Annotated in this window: 2 protein-coding genes; both read left to right on the top strand. The window is 66.1% G+C overall.

Going from position 1 to position 620, the window contains the following annotated elements; translation table 11 throughout:
* The coding region (gene cbiT / locus GHO41_RS29480; RefSeq protein WP_153435366.1) for a precorrin-6Y C5,15-methyltransferase (decarboxylating) subunit CbiT at window positions 1-549 on the top strand (549 nt) is incomplete at its 5' end.
* Window positions 542-620, top strand: a 79-nt coding sequence (locus GHO41_RS30165) for a cobalt-precorrin-5B (C(1))-methyltransferase (protein WP_218580291.1), incomplete at its 3' end; no start/stop codon positions are given. The genes cbiT and GHO41_RS30165, both read left to right, overlap by 8 nt.

Raw genomic sequence — 620 nt, 5'->3', positions numbered from 1 at the left:
GACAGCGCCTTCCAGCACGACGGCCAACTGACCAAGCGCGATGTGCGCGCCATCACCCTCGCCCGCCTCGCGCCCTTGCCGGGGCAACTGTTGTGGGACGTGGGCGCAGGCAGCGGCTCGATTGGTATTGAATGGATGCGCACCTACCCGAGCTGCCGAGCCCTGGCCATCGAGGCAGACAGCGGCCGTCAGCAACTGATCGAACACAACCGTGACGCGCTGGGCGTGCCGGGCCTGCAACTCATTCGAGGCAAGGCACCGCAAGCACTGGAAGGCCTGGAGCGTCCGGACGCGATTTTTATCGGCGGCGGCGTCACCCGCGAGGGTGTGCTCGACACCTGCTGGCAACAGCTCAAGCCCGGCGGGCGACTGGTGGCCAATGCCGTCACCCTGCAAAGCGAAACATTGCTGATGAGCTGGCGCGAACGCCATGGCGGCGAGCTGACGCGGGTTCACGTCGCCCAGGCCCAACCGCTGGGCGACTTTGATACGTGGCGCCAAGCGCTGCCAATAACCTTGCTAGAGATGACCAAACCCTTTGATGCGTGACGAAACCGCCGAACAACCCGCGCCCCTGCGCAGCGGCCTGACCACCGGCAGTTGCGCCACGGCCACCAGCC

The organism is Pseudomonas sp. FSL R10-0399 (assembly GCF_009600165.1).
Lineage (GTDB): Bacteria > Pseudomonadota > Gammaproteobacteria > Pseudomonadales > Pseudomonadaceae > Aquipseudomonas > Aquipseudomonas helleri.
Note: the sequence above shows the minus strand (reverse complement) of the source record. Positions and strands in the feature narration are given on the sequence as shown.